At 61.6% G+C, this 22,774-nt stretch carries 16 protein-coding genes and 1 pseudogene; 8 read left to right on the top strand and 9 right to left on the bottom strand.

The genetic code is table 11. The features are described from left to right. The 4 genes from PMI03_RS14385 to PMI03_RS14370 form a co-directional block, all read left to right on the top strand. Positions 1–452: DUF1612 domain-containing protein (locus tag PMI03_RS14385; protein ID WP_007694431.1), on the top strand; the 452-nt coding region annotated here is incomplete at its 5' end. Between the two features lie 236 nt (positions 453–688). After that, on the top strand, positions 689–2,164 hold the full coding sequence (locus PMI03_RS14380) for an efflux RND transporter periplasmic adaptor subunit (RefSeq protein ID WP_007694429.1): 1,476 nt from the start codon (positions 689–691) through the stop codon (positions 2,162–2,164). Continuing rightward, positions 2,161–5,280, top strand: a complete 3,120-nt coding sequence (locus tag PMI03_RS14375) for an efflux RND transporter permease subunit (RefSeq protein ID WP_007694426.1) — start codon at positions 2,161–2,163, stop codon at positions 5,278–5,280. The genes PMI03_RS14380 and PMI03_RS14375 overlap by 4 nt, the downstream gene beginning before the upstream one ends. After that, positions 5,277–8,384, top strand: coding sequence for an efflux RND transporter permease subunit (locus tag PMI03_RS14370; protein WP_007694424.1), 3,108 nt, complete (start codon positions 5,277–5,279; stop codon positions 8,382–8,384). The genes PMI03_RS14375 and PMI03_RS14370 overlap by 4 nt, the downstream gene beginning before the upstream one ends. A 183-nt stretch (positions 8,385–8,567) precedes the next feature. Here PMI03_RS14370 and PMI03_RS14365 read toward each other — a convergent pair whose 3' ends face one another. Continuing rightward, positions 8,568–11,705 (bottom strand): efflux RND transporter permease subunit, encoded by a 3,138-nt coding sequence (locus PMI03_RS14365; protein WP_007694423.1) that lies wholly within the window; start codon positions 11,703–11,705, stop codon positions 8,568–8,570. An 8-nt stretch (positions 11,706–11,713) separates the two neighbouring features. Then, positions 11,714–13,030: an efflux RND transporter periplasmic adaptor subunit gene (locus PMI03_RS14360; RefSeq protein ID WP_081500812.1), complete on the bottom strand. Its 1,317-nt coding sequence runs from the start codon at positions 13,028–13,030 to the stop codon at positions 11,714–11,716. Between the two features lie 82 nt (positions 13,031–13,112). On the opposite strand from PMI03_RS14360, the gene PMI03_RS14355 reads away from it, so the two are divergent. Then, entirely contained in the window at positions 13,113–13,793 is a 681-nt protein-coding gene (locus PMI03_RS14355; RefSeq protein WP_007694419.1) for a TetR/AcrR family transcriptional regulator, read from the top strand. 91 nt (positions 13,794–13,884) lie between these two features. On the opposite strand, the gene PMI03_RS14350 is transcribed toward PMI03_RS14355, so the two are convergent. The 7 genes from PMI03_RS14350 to PMI03_RS14320 all read right to left on the bottom strand — a co-directional run bounded on the left by PMI03_RS14350 (position 13,885) and on the right by PMI03_RS14320 (position 19,848). Then, on the bottom strand, positions 13,885–14,127 hold the full coding sequence (locus PMI03_RS14350; RefSeq protein ID WP_007694417.1) for a hypothetical protein: 243 nt from the start codon (positions 14,125–14,127) through the stop codon (positions 13,885–13,887). 133 nt (positions 14,128–14,260) lie between these two features. After that, positions 14,261–14,986 (bottom strand): TfuA-like protein, encoded by a 726-nt coding sequence (locus PMI03_RS14345; protein WP_007694414.1) that lies wholly within the window; start codon positions 14,984–14,986, stop codon positions 14,261–14,263. Beyond that, on the bottom strand, positions 14,983–16,173 hold the full coding sequence (locus PMI03_RS14340; protein ID WP_187152334.1) for a YcaO-like family protein: 1,191 nt from the start codon (positions 16,171–16,173) through the stop codon (positions 14,983–14,985). Before PMI03_RS14340 ends, PMI03_RS14345 begins: the two co-directional genes overlap by 4 nt. A gap of 90 nt (positions 16,174–16,263) precedes the next feature. Continuing rightward, complete coding sequence (locus PMI03_RS14335) at positions 16,264–16,533, bottom strand: hypothetical protein (protein ID WP_007694409.1); 270 nt, start codon at positions 16,531–16,533, stop codon at positions 16,264–16,266. A gap of 86 nt (positions 16,534–16,619) precedes the next feature. Further along, entirely contained in the window at positions 16,620–18,569 is a 1,950-nt protein-coding gene (locus PMI03_RS14330) for a hypothetical protein (protein ID WP_007694407.1), read from the bottom strand. A 320-nt stretch (positions 18,570–18,889) separates the two neighbouring features. Continuing rightward, a complete protein-coding gene (locus tag PMI03_RS14325) occupies positions 18,890–19,348 on the bottom strand; it encodes a helix-turn-helix domain-containing protein (protein WP_007694405.1) in 459 nt (152 codons plus the stop codon). A gap of 191 nt (positions 19,349–19,539) precedes the next feature. Beyond that, positions 19,540–19,848: a hypothetical protein gene (locus PMI03_RS14320; RefSeq protein WP_007694403.1), complete on the bottom strand. Its 309-nt coding sequence runs from the start codon at positions 19,846–19,848 to the stop codon at positions 19,540–19,542. A 255-nt stretch (positions 19,849–20,103) separates the two neighbouring features. Here PMI03_RS14320 and PMI03_RS14315 point away from each other — a divergent pair, with 255 nt between their 5' ends. The 3 genes and pseudogenes from PMI03_RS14315 to PMI03_RS14305 all read left to right on the top strand — a co-directional run. Continuing rightward, complete coding sequence (locus tag PMI03_RS14315) at positions 20,104–21,117, top strand: ABC transporter substrate-binding protein (RefSeq protein WP_007694402.1); 1,014 nt, start codon at positions 20,104–20,106, stop codon at positions 21,115–21,117. Between the two features lie 90 nt (positions 21,118–21,207). Continuing rightward, a complete protein-coding gene (locus PMI03_RS14310; protein WP_007694401.1) occupies positions 21,208–22,026 on the top strand; it encodes an ABC transporter ATP-binding protein in 819 nt (272 codons plus the stop codon). 14 nt (positions 22,027–22,040) lie between these two features. Continuing rightward, positions 22,041–22,763: pseudogene (locus PMI03_RS14305) on the top strand (ABC transporter permease); the annotation flags it as partial. Positions 22,764–22,774: the final 11 nt, after the last annotated feature.

Genomic DNA, 22,774 nt, shown 5'->3' with positions numbered 1-22,774 from the left:
GGGGGGGGGGGGAGCCGCTACGGCGGCAGCATTGGCTGGGCAGCCTGCTCGTCAGCGCCTATCTGCGCAGCCGCGGCAAGGTCGCCTCGCATCTTCTCTGCCTGAATGTCGGTCTGAAATCCGTTCGCCACGAACGCCGTCGCGCGCCCGATCGCACCACGCGTCTGATGGCATTTCTCGAAGCCATGACACTCTCGGCCGATGCGGGGCTGAAGGAGCTCGATCGCCTGTCGCTTGCCAAGCTGCAAATGGAAAGGCGGCTGAAGGATCGCAGGTCGAACAGCAGCCTGCCTGGGGTCATCGAGATCGTGCTGTCGCGGCCGATTGTTTCCGCGAAGATGATCGCCCGCCATGCCGGCGTCACCTCTCGCGGCGCGCTCAACCTCGTGGCTGAGCTCGGCGTGCGCGAAATGACCGGCCGCGGGCGCTATCGCGGCTGGGGCGTGCTTTAGGCCGGCAAGGACCGGATTTTCGAGAAGACAGCGGGGACGTGCGCTGTCGCCCGTTTTTTGCAACCACAACCCTAGTTTTTGCTCAATGTGACAGTTTGTTAAGCTAAGCCACGCGAAAATGGACAAAATTTAATGGCCTAACCAAATTCCTAAGTGGGGCGATGCAAGTTAAAGTCGCGCTCATATTGCGTCGGCGGATTGTTTGAAAGCCGGGCGCCCTGAAGGAAGGTGTATTGATGGCTCGGACATTTCGGGTCCTGATATCGGTGGTCGTGATTGGCGCCGTGGCTTACGGCGCCTACGCGACGCGGGATCGCTGGCTTGGCGGTGCGGAGCGCCTGCTTGGCATTCAAGGCACGGCTGCGCCCGGCGAGCAGGCCCAGGGCGAACGCCGGAGTGGTCAGCGCCAGGGCGGCGGCGGGCGGCGCGGCGGCCTCTCGCAGTTCAGCGGGCCTGTTCCGGTGCTGGCGGCGGATGCGACAAGCACCGATGTGCCGGTCTATATCGACGGCGTCGGCTCAGTGAAGGCGCTGAACACGGTCACGGTGCGCGCGCAGGTCAACGGCAAGATCGTCGAAATCGATTTCGACGAAGGCCAGGACATCAAGAAGGGTGACGTGATCGCCCGCATCGACGATGCGGTCTACAAGGCCCAGCTCGACCAGGCGATCGCCAAGAAAGCGCAGGACGAAGCCCTGCTCGCCGGCGCACAGCGCGATCTTGCCCGCTATCAGCTCATGGTAAAGAGCGCCTCCGGCACGCAGCAACAGGTCGATACCCAGCTATCCTTGGTCGCCCAATATACGGCACAGGTCCAGGTCGATCAGGCGACTATCGAAAGTGCGCAGGCGACGCTCGACTATACGACGATCAAGGCGCCGATCGACGGGCGCACCGGCATCCGCAACGTGGATATCGGCAATCTCGTCAGTTCCTCCGACACGACGGGCATCGTGACGCTGTCGCAGATCCGGCCGATCTCCGTGCTCTTTTCCGTCCCGCAGCAGCAGCTTGCTCGCGTCAACGCCGCAAGTGCCGCCGGCGCGCTTTCCGTTCAGGCGATGGCGAGCGACGGTCAGACGGTGGTCGATAACGGCACGCTGGCGGTGGTCGACAATCAGGTGGATCCGACGACCGGTACGGTCAGGCTGAAGGCCAATTTCCCCAACGACAAGCTGGCGCTCTGGCCGGGTGCCTTCGTCAATGCCCGCCTGCTGGTCGAAACGCTGAAGGGCGTCACGGTCATTCCGACCGCTGCCGTGCAACGCGGACCGAATGGCACCTTCGTCTATATCATCAAGCAGGATCAGTCGGTCGCCATGAAGCCGGTGACGGTGCGCCAGCAGGATGATGTACAGGCCGTCATCACCAATGGTGTGGCCGCAGGCGACAAGGTGGTGACGACCGGTTTTGCTCGTCTGCAGGATGGGTCGAAAGTGCAGATTTCCGCAAGTACTGCTCCGGCAGTGCCGGATGCGGCGAAACCTGATGCCAATGGGCAGCCGGTTGCCGGTGCCGCGACCCAGGCCGACGGAAATACAGCCAGTGATGGGCAGCGGCCGCATCGCCAGCACGATGGCCAGGGCAGCGGTAATGGCGGTCATCGCAAACAGAACGCCGATGGCGGCAATGCTGCCAATCCGGCTCCCAATGCCGACGGAGGCGCTGCCGCATCCACCAATTCAACCGCCATGCCAGCGCCGCAGCAATGAACGTCTCGTCGCTCTTCATCTCCCGGCCGGTCGCCACCTCGCTTCTTGGGGTGGCCGTCCTGCTGGGCGGTATTCTCGGCTTTCTGTTCCTGCCGGTCGCGCCGCTGCCGCAGGTGGATTTTCCGACGATCCAGGTGACGACGCAGCTTCCTGGAGCTGATCCAGATACGATGGCGGCACTGGTGACCGCGCCGCTGGAGCGGCCGCTCGGCCAGATCCCGTCGCTGGCGTCGATGACCTCCTCGAGTGCTTTCGGCATCAGCCAGATCACCCTGCAATTCGATCTCGGCCGCGATATCGACGGCGCGGCGCAAGACGTGCAGGCGGCGATCAATGCCGCCGGCTCGACCTTGCCGCGCACATTGCCCTATCCGCCGACCTATTCGAAAGTAAACCCGGCCGATACGCCGATCCTGACGCTTGCGCTGCGCTCCGACAGCTATTCGATCCGCGAACTCAGCGATTTCGCTGACACCATGATGGCGCAGCGCCTCAGCGAAGTCACTGGCGTCGGCGACGTCAACATCCAGGGCGGCGTCAAGCCCGCCATCCGCATCCAGGCCGACCTGCCGCGCCTTGCCTCCTATGGGCTGGCGCTGGAGGATCTGCGCACGGCGATCACCAATGCCAGCGTTGCCGGTGCCAAGGGCGCTCTCGACGGCACGAACCAGAGCTTCACGCTGGCCGCCAACGACCAGATCGTCGATCCCGCCATCTACCGCTCCATCATCGTCGCCTATCGCAACAATGCGCCCGTGCAGCTGAAGGATGTCGCCACCGTCGTCGAGGGGCTGGAGAATACCCGCGTCGGCGCCTGGTATCAGGGCAAGCCTGCCGTCATCCTCGACATCATGCGCCAGCCGGGCGCCAACGTCATTCAGACGGTCGAGGGCGTGCTGAAGCAGATTCCGCGGCTGAAGCAGGCCCTGCCGGCCGGTATCTCGATCGACATCGTCAACGATCGTACCGAGACCATCCGCGCCTCGATCCACGATGTGCAATGGACGCTCGTCGTCAGCATCGGTCTCGTCATCCTCGTCGTTCTCCTGTTCCTGCGCACGGTGACGGCAACCTTCATCGCCGGTGTCGCCCTGCCGCTGTCGCTGATCGCGACCTTCGGCGTCATGTGGTTTGCCGGCTTCAGCCTCGACAATCTCTCGTTGATGGCGCTCACCATCGGCACCGGCTTCGTCGTCGACGATGCCATCGTGATGATCGAGAACATTGCCCGCCACATCGAGGAGGGCGAGAACCCGATGCAGGCGGCGCTGAAGGGTGCCGGCGAAATCGGCTTCACCATCATCTCGCTGACCGTCTCGCTGGTTGCCGTCTTCATCCCGCTCTTGTTCATGACCGGCATCGTCGGGCGCATGTTCCGCGAATTCGCCTTGACGCTGACCATCGCCGTCGTGGTCTCGGCGGTGATTTCGCTGACGTTGACACCGATGATGTGCGCCCGCATCCTGCGCAAGCCCAAGGAGCATCGCAGGGGTTTCCTGGCGGGCGCCGACCGCTTCATGGAGTGGCTGATCGATGGCTATCGCCGCAGCCTCGTCTGGGCGGTCGACCGCAGTGCGCTGATGCTGATCATTACGATGGTAACGCTCGCCGCCACCGTCGCTCTCTATATCGTCATCCCCAAGGGCTTCCTGCCGCCGCAGGATACCGGCCTGATCACCGCCGTCATCGAGACGGAGCCGACCACCTCCTTCGAAGCCATGAAGCAGACGCAGGCGACGGTGGCCGACCGGCTGCGCAAGGACCCTGATGTCTCGGGCGTCGTCTCGGTCATCGGCACCAGCGCCAGCAATCTGACGCTCAACACGGCCAACCTCAGTCTTGTGCTGAAGCCGAGGAACCAGCGCACCGATTCTGCCGCTGACATCATCGACCGTATGCGCGGTGAAGTGGCCGACCTGCCCGGCATCCACGTCACCTTCCAGAGCGTGCGCGATATCTCGATCAGCACGCGCGCCAGCCGCGCGCCCTATCAATATACGCTGACCGCGACTGATACGGGGGCTGTGGTCGACTGGGCTGGGAAACTGGCGCAGCGGCTACAGCAAAGCCCGAAGTTGATCGACGTTTCCTCGGAAGTCGAGATGGGCGGCGGCCGTATCTTCGTCGATGTCGATCGTGAAACCGCCTCGCGCCTCGGCGTCTCGATGCAGGCCGTCAGCGATACGCTGAACGACGCCTTCGGCCAGCGGCAGATCGCCACGATCTATGGTCAGGCCAACCAGTATCGTGTCATCCTGGAAGCGGCGCCGCAATACCAAGCGGACCCGAAGTCGCTCGACAAGCTCTATGTCGCCGGTGCCAGCGACACGCAGGTGCCGCTCAATGCCTTCACCACGGCGACGTTTGCCACAGCGCCACTGGTCATCAGTCACGATGAGCAGTTTCCGGCCGTGACCATCAGCTTCGATCTCGCCAAGGGCGCTTCACTCAGCGATGCCGTGGCCGAGGTCCAGACCGCCGAGCAGGATATCGGCATGCCTGATACCATCCAGCGCAGCTATTCCGGTGATGCAGAGGAGTTCGCCTCGTCGCTGGCCGGGGAGCCCTGGCTGATCCTCGCGGCCGTCGTGACCATCTACATCGTTCTTGGTCTGCTATACGAAAGCGCCGTGCATCCGATAACGATCCTCTCGACCCTGCCGTCGGCGGGCGTCGGCGCGCTGTTGGCGCTGATGCTGTTCGGTCAGGACCTGTCGATCATCGCGCTGATCGGCATCGTTCTCCTGATGGGCATCGTCAAGAAGAATGCGATCATGATGATCGACTTTGCGCTCGAGGCCGAGCGCAAGGAGGGGCTGCCGCCGCGCGAAGCGATCCTGAAAGCCTCGATCCTGCGCTTCCGCCCAATCATGATGACGACGCTGGCGGCACTCTTCGGTGCGCTGCCCCTGGCGTTGGCGCAAGGCACGGGAGCGGAGCTGCGCATCCCTCTCGGCATCACCATCATCGGTGGTCTGGTGCTCTCCCAGCTGCTGACGCTCTATACGACGCCGGTGATCTATCTCGCCTTCGAAAACCTGCGTGCCCGCATCGTCGGTCGGCCGACCGGCACGCCGGCTCCGGAGCTGGACGATGTTGTGGGTGGCGAGACATGAACCTCTCCGAGCCGTTCATCAAGCGTCCCGTCGGCACGACGCTTCTGGCGATCGGGCTGGTGATCCTCGGCATCGTCGCCTATCGCTTCCTGCCGGTGGCAAGCCTGCCGACCGTCGATCTTCCGACGATCGTCGTTTCGGCCAGCCGTCCCGGCGCCGACCCTGCCAGCATGGCGGCGAGCGTCGCGGCGCCGCTTGAACGGCATCTCGGCACCATCGCCGGCATCACGCAGCTGACCTCCGTCAGCTCGCTCGGGTCGAGCAGCATCGTCGCCCAGTTCGATCTGTCGCGCAGCGTCGACGGTGCGGCGCAGGACGTGCAGGCGGCGCTGAATGCGGCAGCGACCGATCTGCCCGGCGACCTGCCGACCTTGCCCTCCTTCCGCAAGATCAATCCGGCCGCGGCTCCCGTCCTGATCCTGGCGCTGACCTCGGACACCGTGCCGGCAAGCGCGATCTATGATGCGGCTGATACCATCGCCGTGCAGCGCATCTCGCAAGTCGATGGCGTCGGTCAGGTGTCGGTCAGCGGCGCCGATCAGCCGGCCGTTCGCGTCAGGCTCGATCCTGACCGCCTCTCAGCCATGGGTCTGGCGCTGGACGATGTCCGCACGGCGATCGTCAATGCCAGTACGCTCGGGCCGGCCGGCTCGATCGACGGCAGCAGCGCCGCCTTCTCGATTTCCCTGAACAGCCAGTTGCGCACACCCGAGGCCTACGGCCGTCTCGTCGTGCGCAGCGGCGACGGTACGGCTGTCCGCCTCTCCGATATCGCCACGGTCGAGCCCGGCGTGCGCAACAGCCGCTCCGATGCCTGGTTCGATGGCAAGCCTGCCGTGCTGCTGAACATCACCAAGGAAGCGGACGCCAACGTCATCGCCACGGTCGATGGCGTGAAGACGCTGATCCCGGAGCTGCAACGGCTGATCCCGGCCGGTATCCACATTGCCGTTCTCTCCGACCGCACCACGACGATCCACGCCAGCGTCACCGACATGCAGTGGACGCTGGTGGCCACCATCTGCCTGGTCATGGCCGTGGTCTTCACGTTTCTTCGGCGTGCCACGCCCACTTTTGCGGCGGGTGTTACCGTGCCGTTGTCGCTGTGCGGCACCTTTGCCGCCATGTGGCTCTTCGGGTTGTCGATCGACAATCTGTCGCTGATGGCGCTCGCGGTCTCCGTCGGCTTCGTCGTCGACGATGCGATCGTGATGATCGAGAACATCTACGCCAATCTTGAGAGCGGCATGAAGCCGATGCGGGCGGCGCTCGAGGGTGCGAAGCAGATCGGCTTCACTGTGGTTTCGATCAGCCTGTCGCTGCTCGCCGCCTTTATTCCACTGTTCTTCATGGGCGGCATCGTCGGCCGGTTCTTTCAGACCTTCTCGCTGACGCTCGGTTTCACCATCGTCGTCTCCACCCTGGTATCGCTGACGCTGACGCCGATGATCTGCGGCCATCGCCTGCGGGCGCACGACATGGAGGCCCAGCCGGGCCTGTTTGCCCGGATCGTCGAGGGAACGCTTGGCGCGGTTACCAATTTTTATGGCCGGACGCTGAAGGCGGTTCTGCATCACCGCGTGCTTTCCGTCCTCGTCATTTTCGCCTGCGTCGTCATGTCCGCCTATCTCTACGTCAAGGTGCCTAAGGGTTTCATCCCACAGGACGATACCGGCTTCATTCAGGGCGGCACGCAGGCAGCGACCGATATCTCCTATCCCGCCATGGTCAAATTGCAGTTGCAGGCCGCCGATCTCGTCGGCAAGGACCCGGCCGTCTCCGGTGTGGGCTCCTCCGTCGGCGGCGGCGGGTTTTCCAGCTCGGTCAATCGGGGGCAGCTGTTCATTTCGTTGAAGCCGGAATCGGAGCGCGCATCGACAGCCGAGGTGATCGATCGGCTGCGCAAGCAGTTGATGGCCATTCCGGGCCTCAGCACATTCCTGTTTTCACCGGGCGACATCCGCGCCGGCGCGCGTCAGTCGCAGTCGCAATATCAGTTCACGATCTGGGGCGCGAATTACGACGAACTGGTGGAATGGGCGCCGAAAGTGCTCGAACGCCTGCAGGCGCTGCCGGAATTGACCGATGTGGCCACCGACCGGCAGCCAAACGGTCTGCAGGCGACGGTCAACATCGATCGCAGCGAGGCCTCGCGGCTGGGCGTCAGCATCCAGTCGATCGACGCGGCACTCAACAATGCCTTCGCGCAGCGGCAGGTTTCGACGATCTACACCCAGCGCAACCAGTATCGCGTCGTGCTGGAGGCCAATCCCGACTACGCCCGCGATCCTCACGATATTTCCAAGCTCTATGTCCCGGCGTCCGGCGGCATCCAGGTTCCGCTCAGTGCTGTCGCCTCGATCCAGCGGACGCTGGCGCCGCTGGTGGTCAATCACCAGGGGCAATATCCCTCCGTGACGATCTCCTACAATCTGGCGCTCAACGGCGTGCTGCAAGTGGCGAACGATGCCATTCAGAAGGCGGTGCTGGAGATGCATCTGCCCGACGAACTGCATGCGGATTTTGCCGGCGATGCCGCCAGCGTCACGCAGTCCTCGGGCAGCCAGCCGCTGCTGCTGCTGGCGGCGCTGCTGACGGTCTATATCGTCCTCGGCATTCTCTACGAGAGCCTGGCGCATCCGCTGACGATCATTTCGACACTGCCGTCTGCCGGTCTCGGCGCGCTGCTGGCGCTGGTCATCAGCGGCACGGAGCTGACGATCATCGCCTTCATCGGCATCATCCTGCTGATCGGCCTCGTCAAGAAGAACGGCATCATGATGGTGGATTTTGCGTTGCAGGGCGAACGCAAGCTTGGCCTGCCCTCGGAGGAGGCGATCTACCAGGCCTGCCTCAAACGCTTCCGCCCGATCCTGATGACGACGCTTGCAGCACTCATGGGTGCCATCCCGCTGATCATCGCCACCGGCCCCGGGGCGGAACTGCGCCGTCCCTTAGGGATTACCATTGTCGGCGGCCTGGTCGTCTCGCAGATCCTGACGCTCTATACGACGCCGATCATCTATCTGATGCTTGCCAAGCTCCACAGCCGGTGGTCGGCGAAGCAGGAGCCGGCACCGCCGGTCATTTCCTCATCGATCTGAACCGGCTATGGACAGCAGCTTGATCTGCCAGCTTTGGTAATCCCCTGAGCGTGCATATGTTGCTGTCTGATGATCGTCCATATCCAGGCCAAAACACAGCAGGCTACGGTGATATCGCCGTAGCCTGCTGTGTTTTTACGATGTTTGGAAACCTGGCGGGCTATCGTCCGTCGGGGCAGCGCGTCAAGCTTGCGTGGCCTCCGGCGTTGTCGCGCCTGTCGCCTGCACCTTGCCCTTGAAGATGCGGCGCACAGAGACGAAGAGCAGCGGGATGAAGAATACGCCGAGCACGGTTGCCGAGATCATGCCGCCCATGACGCCGATGCCGATCGAGTTCTGGCTGCCCGAGCCCGCACCATTGGCGATCGCCAGCGGCATGACGCCGAGGATGAAGGCGAGCGAGGTCATCAGGATCGGACGAAGACGCTGGCGGGATGCCTCCAACGTCGCGTCGATCAGGTTCTTGCCGCTGTTCTGCTGCTCGATGGCGAATTCGACGATCAGGATGGCGTTCTTGGCCGCCAGTCCTATGGTCGTCAGCAGGCCGACCTTGAAGTAGACGTCGTTCGACTGGCCGAAGAGGATCGCGGCAAGCAGCGCGCCGAAGATGCCGATCGGCACCGACAGCATGACGGCAAGCGGGATCGACCAGCTTTCGTAGAGAGCGGCCAGTGCCAGGAAGACGACGAGGATGGAGATGGCATAGAGCTGGCTTGCCTGGTTGCCGGAGAGCTTTTCCTGCGCCGACAGGCTGGTCCATTCGTGGCTGAAGCCAGGCGGCAAGGTCGCCATGATCTGGTCGATCTCGTTCATGGCATCGCCGGAGGAGACGCCGGGAGCGGCAGCCCCCTGGATTTCGACGGCAGACGAGCCGTTATAGCGTTCCAGACGCGGCGAACCATAGGTCCATTCGCCGCTGGAGAAGGCCGAGAAGGGCACCATGTCGCCACCGGAGTTACGGATATACCAGCGGCCGAAATCCTCCGGCTGCATGCGGAAATCCTGGTAGGCCTGGACGTAGACAGGCTTGACGCGGCCGCGATCGATGAAATCGTTGACGTATGTGCCGCCCCAGGCGGTTGACAGCGTGGAGTCGATATCCGCCAGGCTGATATTCAGCGCGCTCGCCTTTTCCTGATCGATATTGACCGAATATTGCGGCGTATCCTCCTGACCGTTCGGGCGGGTGCCGAACAGTTTCTGGCTCTTTGCGGCAGCGCCCAGCAACTGGTTGCGGGCGGCGATCAGGCTGGCATGGCCGGCGCCGTTGATGTCCTTGATGAAGAAGTCGAATCCGCTCGAACTGCCGAAACCGGGAATGGCCGGTGGTGCCAGCGCGAAGACGCTGCCGTCCTTGATCTTCGAGAAGGCGCCCATGGCGCGGCCGGCGATCGCCTGCGCCTTCGATTGCGGGGTTGAACGCTCGGCAAAATCTTTCAGCCGGACGAAAACGATACCGACATTCTGGCCCTGGCCGCTGAAGCCGAAGCCGGCGACGGCGAATGCGCCTTCGACATAGTCCTTCTCGTTGTTGAGGTAATAGTCCTTCACCTGATTGAGCACAGCCCATGTCCGGGAATCCGCAGCGCCTGGAGGGAGCTGGATCGCAGTCAACAGGATGCCCTGATCTTCATCCGGCAGGAACGAACTCGGCAGGCGGTTGAACAGGTAAGCGACGGCGCCGCCGATCAATACGAAGATCAGCAGGAAGACGGCACTCCAGCGTATCATGCCGTGAATGCTGCTCTGATAACGAAGCGTCGCACGCTCGAAATTGCGGTTGAACCAGCCGAAGGCACCGCGTTGCTTCGATCCATGCTCCGGCGCCTTCAAAATGGTGGCGCAGAGTGCCGGCGTCAGGATCAATGCGACGATGACCGACAGGATCATCGCCGAGACGATCGTCACAGAGAACTGCCGATAGATGACGCCGACGGAGCCGGAGAAAAAGGCCATCGGAATGAACACGGCCGAGAGCACCGTCGCGATGCCGATCAGAGCACCGGTGATTTCCTGCATCGACTTGATCGTCGCCTCGCGCGGCGAAAGCCCCTCTTCCTCCATCACGCGCTCGACGTTTTCGACGACAACGATGGCATCGTCCACCAACAGGCCGATCGCCAGCACCATGCCGAACATGGTGAGGGTATTGATCGAATAGCCGAACAGCGACAGTACGCCGAAGGTGCCGAGCAGCACGACCGGGACGGCAAGCGTCGGGATCAAGGTGGCGCGGATGTTCTGCAGGAAGACGAACATGACGATGAAGACGAGCACGATGGCTTCGAACAGCGTCTTGACCACATCCTCGATCGACAGCTTGACGAAGGGCGTTGTGTCATAGGGATAGACGATTTCGACGTTCGGCGGCAGCGTCTGCCTTACGCTGTCGATGGTCGACCGCACCGCCTCTGCCGTATTGATGGCGTTGGCGCCGGAGGCGAGCATAACGGCGAGACCGGCCGATGGATGGCCGTTATAGGTGCTCGAGGTGGTGTAGGACGAGGCTCCAAGTTCGACGGTCGCGACATCGTTGAGGCGCACCAGCGAGCCATCGGGCAGGCTCTTCAGAATGATATTGTTGAACTGCTCCGGCGTCTGCAGGCGGCTTTTAGCCGTCACCGTCGCATTGAGTTGCTGACCCTTGCGTTGTGGCAAGGCTCCGAGCTGGCCGGCGGAAACCTGTGAGTTCTGCGCCTGGATCGCGGTGGTGACGTCGCTCACCATCAGCTGGTATTTGGCGAGCTTGTCCGGATCGACCCAGACGCGCATGGCATAGCCGGCGCCGAAGATCTGGGTGTTGCCCACGCCTTCAATACGCTTCAGCGTGTCATTGAGCGTACTGGACACATAGTCGGCGAGGTCGTTGGAGTTCAGCTTGCCGTCGGTCGACACAAAGCCGACGACCATGAGGAAGTTCGCTGTCGACTTGGAAACGACGATACCCGTCGTCTGCACCGTTTGCGGCAATTGCGCGGTGACGAGCTGCAGCTTGTTCTGCACCTGCATCTGCGCGACGTCGGGATCGGCCTTGTTGGTGAAGGTCAGCGAGATCGACGCAGATCCTGTCGAGGTCGAGGTTGACGTCATATAGTCGAGATTGTCGATACCGGTCATGCCCTGCTCGATGACCTTGGTCACCGAGTTTTCGACGGTAGCGGCGTCAGCGCCGGAATAGGTGGCGTTGATGCTCACCGTGGTCGGGGCGATCTGCGGATATTGCGAGATCGACAGCGTCAGGATCGACAGCGCGCCCGCAAGCATGATGACAATGGCAATGACCCAGGCAAAGATCGGCCGGTCGATGAAAAAACGCGACATCGCTTACCTCACTTCTGGGCGCCGGATCCGGCTTTGGTATCGGTCTTTTCCAGCTCGGCCTGCTCGGCGGGCTTGCTGTCGGCGGCGGCCTGCTTCACCTCGCCGGTCGCGTCATCGATGGTCACGGCGGTGGCGTTGACATCCTGGCCGTCGCGGACGCGCTGGCCGCCTTCGACTATGACACGATCACCGTCGGTCATGCCCTCATTCACCAGCCAGCTATTGCCGATGCTCCGCTGCACTTTCAGCACCCGCTGCTGCACCTTGTTCTCGGCAGTCACGAACATCGCTATCGGTTCGCCTTTGGTGTTGTGAGTGACGGCACGCTGCGGCAGGAGGAAGCTGTTTTCGGCGACGCCCTCCTGGATGGTGGCGCGAACATACATGCCGGGCAACAATATGCGGTCCGGATTGGGGAAGACGGCGCGTACGGTGATGGTGCCGACGGTTTCGGCGACCGCGGCCTCCGCAAATTCGAGCTTGCCGGTTTCCTTGTATTGGGAACCGTCTTCCAGCGTCAGATGGACGGAAACGTTGTCACCGCTGGTCTTCAACCGCCCGTCGGCAATGGCGCGGCGGAATTCGAGCAGGTTGGTGCTCGACTGCGTGACGTCGACATTGATCGGGTCGAGCTGGCGGATGGTGGTGAGCGCCGTCGTCTGGTCGGCGGTGACGAGGGCGCCGACGGTGACCGCCGAGGCGTCGACACGGCCGCCGATCGGCGCGCGCATCTTGGTGTAGTCGAGATTGATGCGTGCGGTCTCCAGGGCTGCCTTGGCCGATGCGACATCGGCGTTCGCCTGGGCCAGGGTGGACAGCGCATCGTCGAGATTCTGCTTGCTGACCGCGTCCTGCGCCGTCAGGCTCTTGTAGCGGTCGACCTTCGACTGGGCGCTCGGCACGGCGCCCTGCGCCTTCTGCAAGGCCGCAACGGCGCTGTCATAGGATGCCTGATAGGAGGCCGGGTCGATTTCGTAGAGCACGTCGCCGGCGGTAACCTCGCTGCCTTCCTTGAAGTTGCGGCTGCGAATGATGCCGCCGACCTGCGGCCTGACTTCGGCGATCAGATAGGCGCTTGTGCGGCCCGGCAGTTCGGCGGTGATCGCCACGGATTGAGGGTGCAGCGTCATGGCGCTGACCTCGGTCTTGATGGCGGGCGCGCTACCCTGCGCAGCCTTCTGCTCGTTGCAGCCGGCCAGCAGCATCGTGGCGGCGACCCCTGCGACGAGGAGCGAGATCCGGGCAGCCGGAAAACGTCCGCTTCGCGCCGGACGTGCGGATACAGGGGTAGAAGAGACGAGCTTTCCCACGTTGCTATTTCCCATTGCCTTATTTACAGTACCAAGTAGTACGGAAAATATTTGTACCACCGTAAATGTCAATCTCATTTGGCTTTTTTAGGTTAAGATGGAAGTGCGGATGAAAGCAAGAGCGGGCGATGCGGAGCAGGCCGCTGCTCCCCGCAAACGCGGCCGCCCGAAAACGGTGAGCGACGACGCAAGGCGGGCGGAGATCATCGCGGCGGCCCGTGCGACGTTTCATGAGCTCGGTTACGGTGGCACGACCACGGATCTCGTGGCCGCACGATGCAAGATTTCGAAGCAGACCCTCTACCGATTGTTTTCGAGCAAGACAGAGCTTTTCATGGCGCTCATGGCCGAGCATCGCGCCTCGATGCTGGCCCTGCCACGCGACCCCAAGGAAAATCTGCCGCTCACCGAAGCGCTCGAACAGATTTTCATGATCGATATCGACGAAGCGGCCGAGCGTGACCGCGAGGCCTTCATTCATTTCGTCATGAGCGAGGCGCAGCGATTTCCCGAGATCGCGGCGCTGCTGCGCACGCAGGGAGCCGAGCAGACACGACAATTGCTGGTCGACTGGCTCGATTTGCAGCAGCAGCGCGGTTTGATCGAAATTGCCGATGCCGGAAGTGGTGCGCGCATGCTGATGAACATGATCTTCGGCGCGATGATAACGCTTCCCGGCAAGACGAACGATTGGCCGGACCGCGAAACCCGCCTGCGGCATCTGCGGCAATGCATTGCTATCTTTGTGGCGGGCGTTCAGCCGCGTCGGTGCAACTGACCGGTAAAACAGCAATGCCGGCAGGGTTCAGGACCATGCCGGCATTGCTTCTGTCTCCGCCCCCGAAGACAGAATATTCGAGCGATAACGCTTAATGCGCAACGGCCATGTTCGCCTTCTCCGCGCCCTCTTCAAAAAGCGGCATTGGCAGGCCATTTGCGTACATTTCCTGCAACACGGCTCCGAGCGCGAGATCCAGGCACCAGACCGGAAACTCGGCCTCCAGGCTCTTGGCACTTTGACGCGCATATGTGATCAGCCGTGCGATGGACGCCAGCTCTTTCAGCGAGTCGGAATCGTGAGCTGCCATTTCGATAGGAAGTATTGCTGTCATTTTACGCCCCTTTTGCCCCCTGTTTCTAGCGGACGCGATACCCGTCGCCAGAAACATGAGGAAATACTAGCGTATGTCCCGGGCCTTGGCGCGTGACATACAGCGTGACACGAGGCGAGATTGCGCGGGGAATTTACAATGCAATTTCAAGGTGGTGAAAGGCGGAATGCCACAAACTATTGGCCTGAAAGGTCCAGTCGCGCGGTGGTTGCCGGCGCTCGTCGGGGCAGTCGGCAAGCGCACTCAGCAATTGCAGTGCGTCGATGCGCTTCTGGTTGACCGCATTGGCGCGCAGGAGATCGGCAATTGCCGGCCGTCGCGCCGGGTCCGGCAGGGCGGCCGATGTGGTCACCGAGCGATAGGTGAGCGACTTGAAGAACATGGTCTCGGCGCAAGCCTGGAGGGCTGCCCGCTCCGGCTCGCTGATTGCGCCGGTCTCGACAAGCACTTGCAATGTTGCCTGCACATTGACCAGCGGTTCGCTCAGTGGCCTGTATCCGAGTTCGGCGGGTGCATGGATCTGCGCCACGGCGGAATCATCTGCAAGCGCCCCGCAGGCATAGGCCTCGAAGATGCGGCCGATGCCGACCATGCCGAAGGCGGCGCATTCGGCGGCGCGCAGCGCTCCCATGCTGGCAGCGCCGTAGACGCGGACGCCTTTCGACAGGGCAAAGAGGATTTCCTTGTGCCAGACAGGCGCGACATTCTCGAAAAACCCATCGATCAGACCGATGGCGTTGGCGCCCTCTTCGACGGCTTCGACGATATCGCCCTTTTGCGCCGGCGGGCGCAGCGCGATGCCGGGATCGATGATCTCCGCGGCATCGGGTAGTGTCGGGCCGACGAACAGGATCTTCATAGCAGTTGCAACGTCTTCGAGATGGCGCGGTAGCCGAAGCGGCGTTTGCGGTCTCCGGCCGGATTTTCCAGCTGCGGCACTACGAGCTTGGCGACGGCAAAGGGAAGCGAGGGGTCGCCAAGCGAAACGGCGATGGCGGAGTTGATGCCTGTCCGCCGCAAACGATCGATCGTCAGTTGCAACAGCCCCTCGGCTCCTTCCGGCAAGGCGGCATTCGATGGTGCCGCCGTCCTCGGGACGGCGTCGAAGCAACGGCGGATGCTCTCCGGCAATTCGCGGGTAAAATTTTCGGGCCGGATATCGTCGCGGGCGCCGCTGATGAAGGTCAGGCGCGACTGCGCGGCTTCCGTCACGGCACGGATCGCCGCCCGTACCGGCGACGGATGGGCGCCGCTGCCGATCGTGACATCGAGGTAGCGGATACGTCTTACCTGGGTGATTTCCGACGGGCCGAGAAGGGCGACGACAACGGGTATGCCGATATCGCTGGTGATATCGAACAGCCGGAGAGTGAGGTCCGCGGAGGTGATCTTGGCGATCAGCCCATTCAGCACCGGATCGGCGAACGATGCCGGGTCGATACAAGCAGCCATCCGCAGCTTCGGCTCGGAAATTTCCCAAAGCACCTCGGCGTCGCGCTCGATGCGTTCGAGCAGACCGTGCAGGATGGCCTCGGTGAGATTGTTGCCGGAGGCGAGGCCGTCGGAGGATTGCCAGAAGCGTGGATTGCGGATGGTGCGATCGAGTGTTGCGGCGTTGAAGGGGATCCAGGCGGGCCTGCCGGTAATGAGATCGTAGCCCTCGGCCCAGGCAATCTCCTCGTCATCATCGATATCGGCCTGCGCCTTGGCAACGAGCGGGAGCAGCGGATCGGCGTGGTGCCCTTTGGCCAGAAGTTGGCGGCGGCTGGTCATGACGGTCGAAAGGGCAGGTGCGCCGGCGACGGTTCGTTCCAGTGCTTCCATGGCCGCCGAGACCTTGGCATCGAGATCGGTAATGCCCTTGCCATTGTTGATGACGATCGAACGGGCGTTGGGGCTGACCGCCTGCCATACGGGAATGCCGATCTTGTCGAGCCCCGTCAGGCGGCCGAGGCGGGTGACACCGTGGGCTGCAAGGTAAGGCTCGATCCGCCGAAAAGTCTCCTCGGCAGAGCAGCTTCTGTCCGAATAAAGAGCGGCAGCTATAGGTAACGCCTCACCGGAATCCTTGTTGAGGAGTTCCGGTAGGAGGGAAGCCAACGGAGCCGCGTTTATTGTCACGTGGGTGTTGGCTCTTTAATCCATCCGGCCGCTTGGTGCACTGTCGTCCATCCTGCCGCTGGCGGCGGCGTCATCCATTCTGCCGGAACCCGCGCTGGAGGCGCTACCGACAGTGATGGCCAGATTGACGCCTTTGACGATGGTTGCGCCAGCGTTGCGCAATTGATCGGCCGCGCCGAGATCGCTGCCCGCCGGTATGTTGAGCGGAGATATGGTGCCTGCGCCGATATCGGCAAGATAAAGTTGGGAATCACCAGGAATGCCAAAAACTACAAAGTTTGCCATCTTCAATCTCTTTCCCTATTCGCGCATGTGCTCTGAAACCCGGGTCGAATTTCGGAAAATCCATGCGCAGCTTTAATGTGCATAATTTAAAATCCGGCCCGCTTGAGCCCTTCTCGATATAAGTCTTTTTGCCATTGTTCTCGGAAAGGAACAATAGAGAGCCAAGTATCAATATCAAAATCTGGATAGGTTTCTTTAACTTTGCGCACCAGAGTCTTGGCTTTGCGCATGTCGCCCGACATGGCGGCACTTGCTGCGGCAAGTCGGGCAGCCTGGGAAGGGTCTGCCATGCGTGCAATATAGGCGTTGGCTTCCTCGTAGCATTCCAGGGAATAGTTTGCCCCCGCAGCGGTCCACAAATAGAGATCCGGGCTTAGCGGATTGAGCTTGATGGCGCGTTCGACCTTTTCCAAGGCCTCGCGGGGTTGCGAGGCGTGCTGCAACGTATCGGCATAGTCGGCGATAACGTCGGCATAATGAGGACTGATGACCTCGGCGAGTTTGAAGGCCTCGATGCTTTCATCAAAGGCTCCCTGGTAGAGCTTGGCGACGCCGAATTGATGGTAGCCGCCGACGATGTCCTGGCCGGTGGCAATCGCCCTTCCAGCCTCTTCCTCGGCACGCTTCAACAATCTTGCGTCGCCCTGCGCGGTCACCAGCCATTCGAGGTGATAGGTACGCGCTATGCCGCTTAGCGCCGGCGAGAAATAAGGATTTTCCTTCAGGGCAGTCTGAAACTCTTTGCGGGCGCGCCGGATGTCCGGCAGCCCGAGATGCTTCAGATGACGCTGGCCGAGCAGATAGTGATGGTAAGCTTCCGGGTTGCGCTCGAAATAGTCGCGGGTAAATTCGTTGCGCTCGATAGAGTTTGCCACGGCCGACACGATGCGTTGGGTGATTTCGCGATGCTGGCGCGGCAGATCCCGCGCTTCCATGCTGAAGCGTTCCGCCCAGATGACTTCGTCGTTGCCGGCATAGATCAGTTGCGTGAAAAGCCAATAGGCGTTGCCGTCGAAGCTGAGCCTGGTATCCAGCACGTAGTTGATGTCGTGCCTTTCCAGTGTTGCGCTCCGGTCCAGATCGAGCGCGATCTTTTCCGCCGTGTAATGCGCCACCATCGTGACGGTCTTTAGCACGCAGAGGCTGACGGTAATGTCTTCCAGCAGTGCCGCGGAGAGAAAGATGGCCGCCTGGTGGTTCCTCGCAAGGTTCACCGGCGGCAGTAAGGTGAGCCTTGGCGGTCCGCGGAGTGCCGGCGGGGCAGCTTCCACCCGAGGTCTTGCCTCCTGCCGGGCTTGTGGCGCAAGGCCGCGCTGGCGTTCGAACAGTCGCCGCGCCACACCGAGCGTCTGTGGGTCGGGATCGACCGGCAGTTCGCCCCAGCGATATTTCCGCCGGTTCTCGAAAACGTTGCGGGCGTTCTCAAGCTGGGGTTCTCCGGCGTAGGTCTGCCCGAGGATCTGGTAGACCGCTTCATCCTCGGGATAGGCCTCGAACAGCCGCAGCGCCGCTTCCTTGACGATGGTGGTTTCGGTATCCTCGTTCACGGCCGCGATGGCGTCGCGAAGCGTCGTCAGGATCTGCGTCCTGACCCGGTCGCGTTGCGTATGCAGCCACATGCGTGCCTGACCGCCGATGACTTCCGTGCGGGCGAGAAAATCCCAGCGGCCCAATTGCAGCAATTCGCTCAGCGCCCCGTGAGGAGTGGTCTGCGAGGCGGCATCAAGCTGCGACAGATCGCTGGTGAACGCGCCGATATTCACGCTCACGGTCGCCTGCTCGATCAGCAGCAGCTCGATCCCGAGCTCATCCTGACGGCTTTTGACGCGCGATAGCGTCTGCCGCAGATTGGCAAGCGCCTTGTCCAGGGGAATGTCGCCCCAGAGGAATTCAGCAAGTTCCGTGCGGGATTTGTGCGGCGAGGAGCCGGTCAGCAGGAAGCAGGCCGACAGCAGGCCTTTTTCCGGAAAAGAAACGGTTGAACCTGTTCCGTCGACTAGACGCAGATCTCCGAATGTCAGTAGCCTGAAGTTCATGCATCCCCAACTGCGTCCGGCAAAATTCCGGCATCGCAAGCGCCATGCCGGTATTGCCTGCAATCATCTTCACGGTCGGCGATTGCGGGCGGTCACCCACGATCGAGAATCCTACATTACGATGAGTGCAACTCTATCGCAATCACCTGCGTATCCTGCTTTCAGGTTGAAAAACCCGCAAGCAGACAAGGTGATCCGGATAGAAAACTGGAGCTATCCCTCAGCGTTCAAGCGGATACGGGCTGCTCCAGTGTCGTTTCGATTGCGTATGTCGCAATCGCTGTCCGTGCCTCACCGTTGGGGCAGGTGAGGCGCAGCGCTTAGTTCCGCAGGCCGAATTGAACCTCTGCTGCCGGCGGCGCACGCACAATTGCCGGCTCGGCGGTGTTGGCCAGCGACTTGATGAGCATCAGCACGGATTGGCGGACGCTCGGATCGTTGATTTTCATGAAGGCTTTGTTGAGGCTCAGGCCTTCCTTGGAGGTCAGGAAGTCGGAGAGATCCTCGAGACCGCTGATGGCGCCGAGGCCGTCCGTCGCCAGCGGTTGCGAATTGTCTTGCTGGAAGAAGAAGGCGACTGGCACCGCCAGAACGCTCGCAATCGCCTGCAGCCGGCTGGCGCCGATGCGATTGGTGCCTTTCTCGTATTTTTGTACCTGCTGAAACGTGACGCCGATCTGATCGGCAAGTCGTTCCTGGCTCATGCCGAGCATAAGCCGGCGCATTCGCACGCGTGAACCGACATAGGCGTCAATCGGATTTGGTACTTTTGCACTCACTGTATAATCTCCTCATGTGAACGGGGACCCAGCGGACGCACCTTGCAGATGCCCGGGGAAAGGCAAGGAACATGCCCCAGTCTGCCCGCTCAGTGTGTATTAAATGGTGGCGAAATTCAACTAAAAGTCCTTGGTGGCGAAGATTTGTCCGTTATCGGCCGTTTGAGTAGCGGTAGGAAAGAAGCGTGGCATCAATGTGGATTGAAGACGGAAGACGATCTGCAATTGTAGACGGGGCATAGCGGGTTATCCTTGGTCGGCACGCTCGTGCGCGCTGCATAGTTGCCCGTACCGCACTGGCCGTCGTCCACCACGTAGCGGTCGTAAAGGATGACATTGCCGCTTCTCGAGGGATAGCGCAGCAATACCGCCCGCTCTCTCGAAATGATCTGCTGCACGGATGCACAGCTCTGGCGAAGTGAATCATAGCGGGAAATAGCCTGAGCCGGGCCGACGGCGGCGACCGTCGACAGAATGAGCGCTGCGGCTATTGCTTTCATAGTTCGTCCTTTTCGTGGCAACGGCTATTTTACATAGGCGCCAAGAGCGTCTTGCCAAGGGTATGACGTATGATGAGGTTTCGTTCGGAAAACAGGCAGGGCGACGGCCCAATAAAATCGGGAGTATCGACTTGCGGGATTTCTCACTGAAAGCTGACTGAAAGGTTGCCCGCGCTAGGCTTGCCCAGCTTCGTGGAGGAAGCGCATGCCGTGCGATTACACTATGACGCAGGCATCTAACAGGAGGAGATACCCATGCGTTCATCGCGCACGCTTTTTCATACCGTAGCCCTTTCCCTCGTCATGACCGCCGCCTCGCTCAGTGCGACAGTGGCGCATGCCGCCGACAAGATTTCCATCATGGTGGGCGGCTACGAAAAGCAGATCTATCTGCCGGCCAAGCTCGCCGAATCTCTCGGCTACTTCAAGGATGAAGGCCTCGAGGTCGAGCTTCTGAACGAATCCGCCGGCGTCGATGCCGAAAATCAGCTGCTGGCCGGTGCGGTTCAGGGCGTCGTCGGTTTTTACGATCACTGTGTCGACCTGCAGGCCAAGGGCAAGTTCATCAAGTCCATCGTGCAGTTCAGCCAGGCGCCTGGCGAAGTCGAGCTGGTCTCGACCAAGCATCCGGAACTCAAGTCCTTCGCCGACCTGAAGGGCAAGAGCCTCGGCGTGACCGGCCTCGGCTCGTCTACCAACTTCCTGACGCTCTACATGGCGTCCAAGGCAGGCCTTTCGGCCTCTGACGTTTCCACGGTTCCGGTCGGTGCCGGCCAGACCTTCATCGCCGCCATGCAGCAGGACGCCATCCAGGCCGGCATGACCACCGAGCCGACGATCTCGCGCATGCTGAAGACCGGCGAAGCCAAGATCCTCGTCGATCTGCGTACGCTCAAGGGCACGGAAGAAGCTCTCGGCGGCACCTATCCGGCCGCCTCGCTCTACATGGACGCGGCCTGGGTCGATGCCCATAAGGAAGAGGTGCAGAAGCTCGCCAACGCCTTCGTCAAGACGCTGCGCTTCATCAACACCCATTCCGCCGCCGAGATTGCTGACAAGATGCCGAAGGATTTCTACGTCGGCGACAAGGACGGCTACATCAAGGCTCTCGACGCCGGCAAGGAAATGTTCACGCCGGATGGCGTGATGCCGGAAGACGGTCCGAAGACGGTTCTCGCCGTGCTCTCGCAGTTCTCGAAGAACGTCAAGGGCAAGACGATCGACCTGTCGAAGACCTACACGACCGAGTTCGTCAAGAACGTCAAGTAAGCATTCATCGCTTCGCCTCCGGTTCGAACCGGAGGCGGTATCTCACGGGCTTTGCGTGCACGCCTGAAGGCACGCGTCAGGATCAGCACCATGCAACAGGATGGACGCCGGGCACCGGCGATCGAGCTCATCAATGTCAGCCGCCGTTTCGTCTCGCCGACCGGCAAATCGCTGACGGCGCTGCGCGATTTCAACATGACCGTCGAGCGCGGCGAATTCGTCGCCGTCGTCGGGCCGACCGGCTGCGGCAAGTCGACGACGCTCAATCTCGTCACCGGCCTTGCCAAGCCGAGCGCCGGCGAGGTTCGCCTCATGGGCGGTCCGGTCGACGGCATCGATCCGCGCGTCGGCTTCGTCTTCCAGACGGATGCGCTCTTCCCCTGGAAGAACGTCATCGACAACGTCATGTCCGGCCCGCTGTTTCGCGGCAAGTCGAAGGCGGAGGCTGAAAAGACCGCCAAGGACTGGCTCGCCCGCGTCGGCCTGACGAAATTCCTGCATCACTATCCGCATCAGCTCTCGGGCGGCATGCGCAAGCGCGTTTCGCTGGCGCAGACCTTCATCAACGAGCCGGAAATCCTGCTGATGGACGAGCCATTCTCGGCGCTCGACGTGCAGACCCGCACGGTGATGCACGAGGAGCTTTTGAAGCTCTGGGCCGAGCGTCAGGCTTCGGTGGTGTTCGTCACGCACGACCTCGAAGAGGCCGTGGCACTGGCCGACAAGGTCTATGTGCTGACGGCAGGACCTGCGACAGTGAAGTCGGTCTATAAGATCGACCTGCCGCGTCCGCGTGTCGTCTCCGAGATCCGCTACGAGCAGACCTTCATCGATTATTGCAAGACGATCTGGGACGACCTTCGCGAAGAGGTCGAGACCAGCTATCGCCGCGCGGCTCAAGCGGCATAAGGGGAGGATTGATCATGGCAAATACAGCCCTTGAGACAGGCAATGCGCCGATCTTCCGCGCCGGCACCTCGGACGTGGAAATCGAAGCTGCGGCACTGAAGGCCATCACCAAGCGCAAATATGTCGTTCTCTTCTGGCAGGTGGCGATACTGGTAGCGATCCTCGGCGTCTGGCAGCTTGCCTCGGACCTGCACTGGATCGACCCTTTCTTCTATTCCAGCCCGACCGCCATCGGCTACAGGCTCTACGAATGGGTCACGGAAGGCACAGAAAACGGTTCGCTCTGGTATCATCTCGGCGTCACCATGGAAGAAGCGCTGATCGGTTTCGTCATCGGTTCGGTCACCGGCGTTCTGGTCGGTGTCGCTCTTGGCCGAAACAAGCTGGCCTCCGATATCCTGTCGATCTACATCAAGGCGATCAACTCGATCCCGCGCGTCGTGCTGGCGCCGATCTTCGTGATGATCATGGGTCTCGGTCTGCCCTCCAAGGTCGCTCTGGCCTTTATCATGGTGTTTTTCGTCGTGTTCGCCAACGCCTTCCAGGGCGTGCGTGAGGCCGACCGTAACATGATCGCCAATGCCCGCATCCTCGGTGCGTCGAACTGGCAGGTTACCCGCAACGTCATCCTGCCGTCGGCGATGAGCTGGATCTTCGCAAGCCTGCACGTCTCCTTCTCGTTTGCCATCATCGGTGCGATCGTCGGCGAGTTCGTCGGTTCGCTGGCCGGTATCGGCTAACTGATCTC

The sequence above is a fragment of the Rhizobium sp. AP16 genome, assembly GCF_000281735.1.
GTDB lineage: Bacteria > Pseudomonadota > Alphaproteobacteria > Rhizobiales > Rhizobiaceae > Rhizobium > Rhizobium rhizogenes.
This window is presented reverse-complemented; position numbering and strand designations above follow the sequence as displayed.